Source organism: Amycolatopsis sp. NPDC051372 (genome assembly GCF_040682095.1).
In the GTDB taxonomy this organism is placed as follows: Bacteria; Actinomycetota; Actinomycetes; order Mycobacteriales; family Pseudonocardiaceae; genus Amycolatopsis.
Map to the genome: position 1 here is coordinate 1 of NZ_JBFBAF010000077.1, position 10,655 is coordinate 10,655.

The 10,655-nt window shown below is 71.6% G+C and carries 10 protein-coding genes; all 10 read right to left on the minus strand.

Annotated features, from left to right (window positions below):
• Positions 1-177: 177 nt before the first annotated feature.
• The 10 genes from tyrS to argC all read right to left on the minus strand — a co-directional run bounded on the left by tyrS (position 178) and on the right by argC (position 10,403).
• Positions 178-1,446 (minus strand): tyrosine--tRNA ligase, encoded by a 1,269-nt coding sequence (tyrS, locus tag AB0M56_RS50060; RefSeq protein ID WP_364190612.1) that lies wholly within the window; start codon positions 1,444-1,446, stop codon positions 178-180.
• A 32-nt stretch (positions 1,447-1,478) separates the two neighbouring features.
• Positions 1,479-2,108, minus strand: coding sequence for a DNA-3-methyladenine glycosylase (locus AB0M56_RS50065; protein ID WP_364190615.1), 630 nt, complete (start codon positions 2,106-2,108; stop codon positions 1,479-1,481).
• A 92-nt stretch (positions 2,109-2,200) separates the two neighbouring features.
• The gene (gene argH, locus AB0M56_RS50070) at positions 2,201-3,616 is read right to left on the minus strand and encodes an argininosuccinate lyase (protein WP_364190618.1); all 1,416 of its coding nucleotides are present in this window, start codon (positions 3,614-3,616) and stop codon (positions 2,201-2,203) included.
• A 25-nt stretch (positions 3,617-3,641) separates the two neighbouring features.
• Positions 3,642-4,634 (minus strand): argininosuccinate synthase domain-containing protein, encoded by a 993-nt coding sequence (locus AB0M56_RS50075; protein ID WP_364190621.1) that lies wholly within the window; start codon positions 4,632-4,634, stop codon positions 3,642-3,644.
• A complete protein-coding gene (locus AB0M56_RS50080; RefSeq protein WP_364190624.1) occupies positions 4,631-5,131 on the minus strand; it encodes an arginine repressor in 501 nt (166 codons plus the stop codon). The genes AB0M56_RS50075 and AB0M56_RS50080 overlap by 4 nt, the downstream gene beginning before the upstream one ends.
• Positions 5,128-6,054: an ornithine carbamoyltransferase gene (gene argF, locus AB0M56_RS50085; protein WP_364190627.1), complete on the minus strand. Its 927-nt coding sequence runs from the start codon at positions 6,052-6,054 to the stop codon at positions 5,128-5,130. The genes AB0M56_RS50080 and argF overlap by 4 nt, the downstream gene beginning before the upstream one ends.
• Positions 6,054-7,259: an acetylornithine transaminase gene (locus AB0M56_RS50090; RefSeq protein WP_364190630.1), complete on the minus strand. Its 1,206-nt coding sequence runs from the start codon at positions 7,257-7,259 to the stop codon at positions 6,054-6,056. Before AB0M56_RS50090 ends, argF begins: the two co-directional genes overlap by 1 nt.
• A complete protein-coding gene (gene argB / locus AB0M56_RS50095; RefSeq protein WP_364190633.1) occupies positions 7,256-8,221 on the minus strand; it encodes an acetylglutamate kinase in 966 nt (321 codons plus the stop codon). Before argB ends, AB0M56_RS50090 begins: the two co-directional genes overlap by 4 nt.
• Positions 8,218-9,378 (minus strand): bifunctional glutamate N-acetyltransferase/amino-acid acetyltransferase ArgJ, encoded by a 1,161-nt coding sequence (argJ, locus tag AB0M56_RS50100; RefSeq protein ID WP_364190636.1) that lies wholly within the window; start codon positions 9,376-9,378, stop codon positions 8,218-8,220. Before argJ ends, argB begins: the two co-directional genes overlap by 4 nt.
• Complete coding sequence (argC, locus tag AB0M56_RS50105) at positions 9,375-10,403, minus strand: N-acetyl-gamma-glutamyl-phosphate reductase (protein WP_364190638.1); 1,029 nt, start codon at positions 10,401-10,403, stop codon at positions 9,375-9,377. The genes argJ and argC overlap by 4 nt, the downstream gene beginning before the upstream one ends.
• Positions 10,404-10,655: the final 252 nt, after the last annotated feature.

A 10,655-nucleotide genomic window follows, 5' to 3' on the forward strand; every position in this document is an offset into this window, starting at 1 on the left:
TGTTGTTTGGGCCACCCACTCAATCGCCTGAGGCGAGAGCTTGGTTCGTGTCCCGGTGGCCGCCCGGTTTCCCTGGCGACTTGGAGAACTTTACACGGCCCGAAAGGGCCCGAAACAGGGGGGTACCTTAACCGCGTTCCCGCTGGTCAGGGCCCTGTTTCGGGCCGTCGGCCGGGATCAGCCGGCGAGGCTGACGCCGGCGATGTTCCGCTTGCCCTTCCGCACCACGAGCCAACGTCCGTGGAGCGCGTCGGACGCGGCCGGCGTCCACTCCTCGTCGGCGATCTTCACGTTGTTCACGTACGCCCCGCCCTCCTTCACCGTGCGGCGCGCGGCGCCCTTGCTGTCCACCAGTCCCCCGGCGAGCAGCAGGTCGACGATCGTCGACTCGTCCGACGCCTTGCCGGTCGGGACCTCGGCCATCGCCGCGTCGAGCGTCTTCGCGTCGAGCTCACCCAGCTCACCGCGCCCGAACAGCGCCTGGCTGGCCGCGATGACCTGCCGCGTCTGGTCCTCGCCGTGCACGAGGTCCGTGAACTCCTGAGCGAGCCGCTTCTGCGCCGCGCGCAGGTGGGGCCGCTGTTCGGTGTCCTCGGCCAGCGCGTCGATCTCCTCCCGGGTGAGGAAGGTGAACATGCGCAGGTAACGCATCACGTCGGCGTCCCCGACGTTCACGAAGTACTGGTACCAGGCGTACGGCGAGGTCATCTCCGGGTCGAGCCACAGGTTCCCGCCGCCGGTGGACTTGCCGAACTTGCGGCCCTCGGCGTCGGTGACCAGGGGCGCCGTCAGCGCGTGCGCGCTGCCGCTCTCGACCCGCCGGATGAGGTCGACCCCGCCGACGAGGTTGCCCCACTGGTCGGAGCCGCCGACCTGCAGCGTGCAGCCGTATTGCCGGTAGAGCTGCAGGTAGTCCTGCGACTGCAGCAGCAGGTAGCTGAACTCGGTGTAGGACATGCCGTCGGACTCGAGCCGGCGCTTCACCGTCTCCCGGTTGAGCATCACGTTCACCGAGAAGTGCTTGCCGACGTCGCGCAGGAACTCCAGCACGTTCTGCTGGCCGGTCCAGTTCAGGTTGTTCTCGACCACGGCGCCCGTCGGCGAATCGTCGAACTCGACGAACCGCTCCAACTGCCCGCGGATACGCCCCGCCCACTCGGCGACCACGTCGAGGGTGTTGAGCGTGCGCTCCCCCGTGTCGCGCGGGTCGCCGATCATGCCCGTCGCACCGCCGGCCAGCACGATCGGCCGGTGCCCGGCGCGCTGGAAACGCTTGAGCATCAGCAGCGGGACGAGGTTGCCGGCGTGCAGGCTGGGCGCGGTCGGGTCGAAGCCGCAATAGAGGGTGAGGGGTCCCTGGTCGAGGTCTCGCCGCAATGCGTCGATGTCGGTGGATTGCGCGATCAGGCCGCGCCAGGACAGCTCGTCAAGGATGTGCTCACTCACACCTGTAGATCCTCCCGCACCAGGTCAAGCGACTAACCCGCGGGGCGCACCTGCCGCCGTTTGCTGCCGCGCCGGTAGGTGGACACGGCGGGCGAGCCGTCGACCCAGAACCGCCACGGCGTGTCGATCCCCGTGGCGACGCCGACCCGCGGGCCGCTGCGGATCCGCTCGGGCGGCACGCGCTCCCCCACCCGCAGCCGGACCGGCGAGGACGGGTCCGTGAGGTCCACGCCGTTCTGCGTGAGGTCGACGCGCAGCACGGACGTGAGGATGGCGGGTCCCTTGGCGATCTCGCCGTTTCCGCGGGCGTGGGGACGCCGGGCGCGCACAATGTCCGCGCCCTGCACCACTTCGGCGGCGCGCAGGAGCACCCCGCCGGGCTCGTCTTCTTCCCCGCTGATGACGTTCGCGCAGAAATGCATGCCGTAGACGAAGTACACGTACAGATACCCCGCCGGGCCCCACATCAGGGCGTTGCGCGGGGTCTTGCCGCGGAAGCTGTGCGACGCCGGATCGTCGAAGCCGCGGTAGGCCTCGACCTCCACGAGCCGCACGCCGACGGTGCCGTCGGGCGCGTCGGCCTCGAGGACCGCGCCGAGCAGCAGGTGCCCCAGGTCGACCGGGTCCAGTGCCAGTTCCTCGCGCCGGAACAACCGGTCCACGCGTGCTCCCCTCGTTCCGCCTCAGCCTAACCGGCGGCTCCCGGGTGATCGATCCGGCCGGGAAGCTCAGGCTCCCCGGCCGGTCCGGCGCGCTACTTCAGCCACTGCCGCACGGTCGTCACCCGGTCCACGAGGCGCTCACGCTGCTCGGCGACGCGCTCGGGCGCCGTGCCGCCGCGGGCGTTGCGCGAGCGCACCGACCCCTCGACGGTGAGCACCTCGCGCACCGCCGGTGTGAGGGCCGGGTTGATGGTGCGGAACTCCTCGTCGGTCAGCTCGTCGAGGCCGACACCGCGGCCCTCGGCCACGCGCACGCTCTCCCCTGCCGCCTCGTGGGCCACGCGGAACGGCACGCCCTGGCGCACCAGCCACTCGGCGATGTCCGTGGCGAGCGTGAAGCCGGCCGGGGCCAACTGGGCGAGCCGGTCGGTGTGAAAGGTCAGGGTGGCGAGCATGCCCGCGATCGCCGGGAACAGGAGCTCCAGCTGCTCGACCGAGTCGAACACCGGCTCCTTGTCCTCCTGCAGGTCGCGGTTGTACGCGAGTGGCTGCGCCTTCAGCGTCGCCAGCAGTCCGGTGAGGTTGCCGATCAGCCGGCCCGCCTTGCCGCGCGTGAGCTCCGCGACGTCGGGGTTCTTCTTCTGCGGCATGATCGAGCTCCCGGTGGCCCACGCGTCGTCGAGGGTCACGTAGCCGAACTCGGCGGTGTTCCAGATGATCACCTCTTCGGCGATCCGCGATAGGTTCACCGAGAGCATCGCGACGGCGAACGCGAACTCCGCCACGAAGTCGCGTGAAGCGGTGCCGTCGATGGAGTTCTCCACGCTCGTGTCGAAGCCCAGCTCCGTGGCCACGGCCTCCGGGTCGAGGCCCAGCGACGAGCCGGCCAACGCGCCCGAGCCATACGGCGACTCCGCGGTGCGGGCGTCCCAGTCGCGCAGGCGGGAGACGTCGCGCAGCAGCGCCTGGCCGTGGGCCAGCAGGTGGTGCGCGAGCAGGACCGGCTGCGCGTGCTGCAGGTGCGTGCGGCCGGGCAGGATGGCCTCGGGGTGGCGCTGCGCCTGCGAAACGAGGGCGTCGACCACGTCGAGGGTGCCCGCGACCACGCGGCGCGCGGCGTCGCGCAGCCACATGCGGAACAGTGTGGCCACCTGGTCGTTGCGCGAGCGGCCCGCCCGCAGCTTGCCGCCCAGCTCCGTGCCCGCGCGCTCCAGCAGCCCGCGTTCGAGGGCGGTGTGCACGTCTTCGTCGGCCACCGTCGGCGTGAACGCGCCCGAGGCCACGTCCTGCGCGAGCGTATCGAGCGCCTCGAGCATGCCAGCCAGCTCCGCGTCGGTGAGCAGCCCCGCCTTCCGCAGCACGCGGGCGTGGGCCCGCGAGCCGGCGATGTCGTAGGGCGCCAGGCGCCAGTCGAAGTGGGTGGAGGCGCTCAGCGCCGCCATCGCCTCGGCCGGTCCGCTGGCGAACCGGCCGCCCCACAGGGCCACCGGCTGGTCTTTCGCGCTCACGTTCTGCCTTTCTGCCTCGGGCGTCTCACGATGCCCGGTGGGTCGGGTGGTCCGGGTGCTCCTGCCCGGTCAGGGGACGGTACCGCCGGCCGACGGGGCGCAGGTGCCTGCCGCGTCCGGCGGGCTCTTCGCCGCGGCGCCCGGTGACGACGGCGGTGCCGCCGTGGAACACGAGCCGGACGTCGCCGCACACGTGCTCCTGGCTGTGCCGCACGAACGCGTCGAGCGGCTCGCGCAGCGGCGAGGACCAGAGCCCGTCGTGGACGAGCTCGGTCCAGCGCCGGTCGACCGAACGCTTGAACCGGGCCAGGTCCCGGTCCAGCGTCAGGTTCTCCAGCTCCTGGTGCGCGGTGATCAGCACCCACGCGCCGGGGGCTTCGTAGATCTCGCGGCCGAGGTCACAGCCGTCGGTGGCGAGGTCGAACCGGCCGACGCCGTGGGCGCCGGCGCGGTGCCCGAGCCGCACCACGGCCTCGGCCACGCTCACCGTCTCGCCGTCGACGGCCACAGGCACCCCGCGGTCGAACGTGATCACGGCTTCGTCGGGCGCGTCGATGTTGGCCGCGGCGTCCTCGGTGTAGGCGAAGACGTCACCGGGTCCGTGCCACGGATCGGGGTCGGTGACCACGACGGCGCGGCCCCAGAGCGTGCGGTCGGGAGACAGCTTTCCGCGCTGTTCGCGTGGCCACACGACATCGGCGTTGCGCGTGCGGGCGATCGCGGTCACGTGCTTCTCGATCAGCGGACGAGCCAGCGACCCCACGAGCGGATAACGGTCGTACAGCAACGCGTTGGACTGCAGGGCGGGCAGGCAGTGTTCGTTGGCGAACTCGGCGCGCGCGTCGATCACGATCGACTCCGCCGCGCCGGCCGCCAGGGCCCGCTCACGCAGCGCCGTGAGGTCGACGTCGGCCGCGCCGAGGTCGACGGAGACCGTGACCACGTCCGTATCCCGCGCGAGGCGGGCCAGCGCGGCCGAGCCGGCGGGGCCACCGGCGTAGGCGAGGACGGTGGTCACAGCTCCTCGCCGTCCGCCGAGCGCCGGGCGAGCGCGGTGAACCGTTCCGCGAGATCGCGGCCGCTCAACGGTTCGCGGGCGATGACAGCGACCGTGTCGTCGCCGGCGATGGAGCCGACGACCTCCTCCAGTGCGGCGCGGTCGATGGCGCTCGCGAGGAACTGCGCGGCGCCGGGCGGCGTGCGCAGCACGGTGAGGTTGGCCGACGCGTCGGCCGAGACGAGCAGTTCCGCGAGCAGCCGGGACAACCGCGACGTACCACCCTGCACCCCGCGCACCGGGCTGCCGTCCTCGGGGATGACGTAGACCGGCGCCCCCGAGTCGGCGCCGCGCAGCTTCACGGCACCAAGCTCGTCTAGGTCGCGCGACAACGTCGCCTGCGTGACCTCGATGCCCTCGGCCGCGAGCAGCTTGGCGAGCTCGGTCTGGCTGCGGATGGCCATCGTGGACACCAGCTCCGTGATGCGAGCCTGGCGCCCGACCCGGCTGCCGGTCATCGCCCGCTCTGCTCGAACAACCAGACCAGCAGCGCCTTCTGGGCGTGCAGACGGTTCTCGGCCTCGTCCCACACCGCGCTGGCCGGGCCGTCGAGCACCTCGTCGGTGATCTCCCAGCCGCGGTGCGCGGGCAGGCAGTGCAGCACGATGGCCTCGTCGGCCGCGCGCTTGAGCAGCTCGGTGTTGACCTGCAGCGCCCGGAACGGGCCGACCCGGTCGAGGCCGTCGTTCTCCTGGCCCATGGACGTCCAGGTGTCGGTGACCAGCACGTCGGCGCCCGCGACGGCGTCGTGCGGGTCGGTGAACACGGCCGCGCTGCCGCCGGTCTCGGTGCCGCGGTGCTTCGCGTCGAGCATCACCTGCTGGTCGGGCTGGAAGCCCTCGGGCGAGACGACCCGCACGTGCATGCCCGCGGTCACGCCGCCGAGCAGCAGCGAGTGGGCCATGTTGTTGGCCCCGTCGCCGAGGTACACCAGTGTCAGCCCGGCGAGCTTGCCTTTGCGCTCGCGGATGGTCATGAGGTCGGTGAGGACCTGGCACGGGTGGAACTCGTCGGTGAGCGCGTTCACGACCGGCACCGACGCGACCGACGCCATGGAGTCGATGCGCTTCTGCGCGAAGGTGCGCCACACGATTCCGTCGACGTAACGCGACAGCACGCGCGAGGTGTCCTCGATGGTCTCCTCGCGGCCCAGCTGCATCGACCGGCCGTCGACGATCACCGGGTGCCCGCCGAGCTGGCTGATGCCGACCTCGAACGAGAAGCGCGTGCGGGTGGAGTTCTTCTCGAAGATCGCCGTGACCGTCTTGCCGGCCAGGATCTTGTTGCCGAGCGGGTCCGCCTTGAGCGCGTCGGCGAGGTCCAGGAGAGCGGCCTGCTCGGCGGGGCTGACGTCGTCGTCGCGGAGGAAGTGGCGAGGCATCAGTTCGGATCCTTCGTGGTGGTGGAGTCGAGCGCGTCCGGGAATGCGGTCAGGAAGGCCTGGGCCTGCTCGGCCTCGAGCACCAGCGGCGGGGCGAGCCGGATGGTGTCCGGTGCGACGGGGTTGACGAGGTAGCCGGCTCCCTGCACGGCCTTGGCGACCGCGGCGGACACCGGCTCGCGCAGCGTGATGCCGAGCAGCAGCCCGGCGCCGCGCACACCGCTGACGAGCGGGTGCCCGAGCGCCTCGACGCCGGTCGCGATGTCCTTGCCCAGCGAGGAAACGTGGTCGAGCAGGTTGTCGCGCGCGATCGTGCGCAGCACGGCCAGACCGGCCGCGCAGCAGACCGGGTTGCCGCCGAACGTGGTGCCGTGCTGGCCCGGCTTCAGCAGCTCGCCCGCCGCGCCGATGCCGATCACGGCGCCGATCGGCAGCCCGCCGCCGAGGCCCTTCGCGAGCGTGATGAGGTCGGGGACGATGCCCGTCTGCTGGAAGGCGAACCAGGTGCCGAGCCGGCCGATGCCGGTCTGCACCTCGTCGAGCACGAGCAGCGCGCCAGTCGCCTTGGTGATCTCGCGAGCCGCCTGCAGGTAGCCGTCGGGCGCGGGGATCACGCCGGCTTCGCCGAGCACCGGCTCGAGGAACACGGCAGCGGTGTCGGTGTCGACGGCCGCGCGCAGCGCTTCGACGTCGCCGAACGGCACATGCGTGACCCCGGGGACCAGGGGCGCGAACGGTTCGCGCTTGCCCGGCTGGCCGGTGAGCGACAGCGACCCCATCGTGCGGCCGTGGAACGCGCCCTCCGCCGCGACGACCTTGGTGCGGCCGGTCAGGCGGCTGATCTTCAACGCCGCTTCGTTGGCCTCGGCGCCGGAGTTCACGAACAGCACCTTGCCCTGGCCGGTCAGCCCCGCGACGTCGAGCAGCGCCTCGGCAAGCTCCAGCGCGACCGGGTTCACGTACAGGTTCGACGTGTGGCCCAGCGTCGCGATCTGCTCGGAGACGGCGCGCACCACCTCGGGGTGGGCGTGGCCGAGCGCGTTGACCGCGATGCCGCCGACGAGGTCGAGGTACTCGGTGCCCTCGGCGTCCCACACCCTCGCGCCCTCGCCGCGGACAAGCGTCAGCCCGGGGGTGCCGTAGTTGTCCATCAGGGCCGACTGCCAGTGCTGCCGGCTCGCCTCGTTCGAGGTCGGGGTGGTCACGGGAGCTCCGTTCCTGGGTTTTCGGGGTTCGGGGTGGGCTCGGGGTAAAGGGTGGGCTCGGGGTAGACCATCGTGCCGACGCCGCGGGAGGTGAAGACCTCCAGCAGCACGGAGTGGGCGAGGCGTCCGTCGATCACGTGGGCGCGGCGCACGCCGCCGCGCACCGCGCGCACGCAGGCCTCCATTTTCGGGATCATGCCGCTGGCCAGCTCGGGCAGCATTTTCTCCAGCCGGTCGACCTGGATGCGGTCGATCAGCGACGAGCGGTCGGGCCAATCGGCGTAGAGGCCCTCCACGTCGGTGAGCACCACGAGCTTCTCCGCGCCCAGCGCCGCGGCCAGCGCGCCCGCGGCCGTGTCGGCGTTGACGTTGTGCACCACGCCGTCGATGTCGGGCGCGACCGTGGACACCACGGGGATGCGCCCGGCGTTGACGATGTCGAGCACCGCGTCGGGGTTCACCGCGGCGACCTCGCCGACGAGGCCGATGTCGACCTGTTCACCGTCCACAGTGGCCTGTTTGCGCTCGGCGGTGAACAGGCGCGCGTCCTCACCGGAGATGCCGACGGCGTACGGGCCGTGAGCGTTGATCAGGCCGACCAGCTCGCGGCTGACCTGCCCGACCAGCACCATGCGGACGATGTCCATCGTCTCGGGCGTGGTCACGCGCAGGCCGCCCTTGAACTCGCCCTCGACGCCGAGCCGGGTGAGCATCGCGGTGATCTGCGGTCCCCCGCCGTGCACGACCACGGGGTGCAGGCCGGCGAGACGCAGGAACACCATGTCCTGCGCGAAGGCCGCCTTGAGGGTGTCGTCGATCATGGCGTTGCCGCCGTACTTCACCACCACGGTGGCGCCGTGGAACCGCTGCAGCCACGGCAGCGCCTCGATGAGCACCCCGGCCTTCTCGGCCGCCGTCTCGAGCCTGTCGTCCGCGGAAATCAGGTCCTCCGTGCCGGTCATGAGGAGTAGGCGCTGTTCTCTTCGACGTAGCCGTGCGACAGATCGGTGGTGTAGATCGTGGCCTCGGCCGAGCCGACGCCCAGGTCGACGACGACCTCGATGGCGCGCCCCGACAGGTCTGCGGCCGAGCGGTCCGCGGCGGTGGTGCCCGAGGCGAACAGCGTGACACCGTTGATCGTGATCGACACCGTCTCGGGGTCGATGCGCGCGGGCGCGCGGCCGAGCGCCATGGCGATGCGGCCCCAGTTGGGGTCGGAGCCGAACAGCGCCGTCTTCACGAGGTTGTCCTCGGCGATCGTGCGGGCGACCACCACGGCGTCGTCCTCGGACGCGGCGCCGCGCACCGTGACGTCGACGTCCTTCGTCGCGCCTTCGGAGTCGGCGCGCAGTTGCAGCACGAGGTCGTGGGCGACGGCGGTGAGCTGCTCGGTGAGCTCGGCCTCCGTCGGCTCGACCCCGCTCGCGCCGGACACGAGCACCAGCACCGTGTCGTTGGTGGACGTGCCGCCGTCGACGTCGAGCCGGTCGTAGGTGACGCGGGTGGCGGCGCGCAGCGCGCGGTCGAGAACTTCCTTGTCCGCCACGGCATCCGTGGTGAGGACCGACAGCATCGTGGCGAGGTTCGGCGCGAGCATGCCGGCACCCTTCGCGAAGCCGCCGACACTCCAGCCCGCGTCGTGTTTCGCAAACGCTTGCTTCGGCTTGGTGTCGGTGGTCATCACGCCGGACGCGGCGTTCACGCTCGCCTCGGCGCTCGCGTCGAGGGCCTTGACGGCACTGTCCACTCCGGACAGCACCGCGGCCATCGGGAGCCGTTCGCCGATGAGGCCGGTGGAGCACACGGCCACCTCGATCGCGCCGATGTCGAGGACCTCGGCGACCTTCTCCGCGGTGGCGTGTGTGTCCTGGAACCCGCCCGGGCCGGTCGCCGCGTTGGCGCCGCCCGAGTTGAGCACGACCGCCTTGAGCTTCTGCTGCTTCAGGACTTCCTGCGACCACAGCACGGGCGCGGCCTTGATCACGTTGCGCGTGAACACGCCCGCGGCGACGTCGAGCGGGCCGTCGTTCACGACGAGCGTGAGATCGAGCGCGCCGGAGGCCTTGATGCCTGCGGCGACGCCGGCGGCGCGGAAGCCCTTCGGGCCGGTGACGGTCACGGTGCCACTCCCACGGTGGAAAGTCCGGTGGTCTCGGGGAATCCGAGCGCCAGGTTCATCGACTGGACGGCACCGCCCGCGGTGCCCTTGGTGAGGTTGTCGATCGAGCAGATCACGACGAGCCTGCCCGCGTCGGCGTCCACGCCCACCTGGAGCTGGACGTTGTTCGACCCGAGGGTCGAAGCCGTCGCGGGCCACATCCCGGCGGGCAGCAACTGCACGAACGGTTCGGCGTCGTAGGCCTTCTCGTACACCTCGCGCACGGTGTTCTCGTCGACGTCGCCGATCAGCGGCGCCGTCGCGGTGGTGAGGATGCCACGCGGCATCGGAGCGAGCACGGGTGTGAAGGACACGGTCACCGGCTTTCCCGCCGCGCCGGAGAGGTTCTGGGCGAACTCGGGGGTGTGCCGGTGCTTGCCCGCCACTCCGTACGCGCTGGCGGACCCCATAACCTCGGACCCGAGCAGGTTCGGCTTGAGGCTCTTGCCCGCGCCGGACGTGCCGGTGACCGCCACGACCGTGACGTCGGGCTCGACCAAGCCCGCGGCCAGCGCCGGGGCGAGGGCGAGCGAGCCGCCGGTCGGGAAGCAGCCGGGGACCGCGACGCGATTGGTGCCCACGAGCTTCTCGCGCGCGCCGGGCAGCTCGGGCAGGCCGTAGGGCCACTGCCCGGCGTGCTCGCCGCCGTACCAGCGCTGCCAGTCGGCCGGATCGGCCAGCCGGTGGTCTGCGGCGAGGTCGACCACGAGCACGTCGGGTCCGAGCTGCGCCGCGACCTCGGCCGAGTGGCCGTGGGGCAGCGCGAGGAACACGACGTCGTGGCCGGCCAGCGTTTCCGCCGTCGTCTCGGCCAGCACGCGCCCGGCCAGGGGCGCGAGGTGCGGCTGGTGCGTGCCCAGCAGCGTCCCCGCGCTGCTCGCCGCCGTCAGCGCACCGATCTCGACTTCCGGATGGGTCAGCAACAGGCGCAACAGTTCCCCGCCCGCGTAGCCGCTCGCGCCGGCCACCGCGATCTTCACCGTCATACGCATGATTATGCACGACCATGCAATCTCAAACAAACAGGATTCCGCTGGGCCAGGTGTGTTTCCTGCCATGCCGAGCCGGAGCCAGGCCTTCCACCCCGGTCGTCCGGCCGTTGTCGCAGCTCCCGGCGTCGCGGCGACCGGACTGTTCGCGCTTCACCCGATCGAGTGCTCTCGCCGGGGCCGTGCCCGCGGCCACGCACTCTGCTACTTAGGCAGCAAGAGCGAAGTCGCGCTGGCTATTGGCCTTGG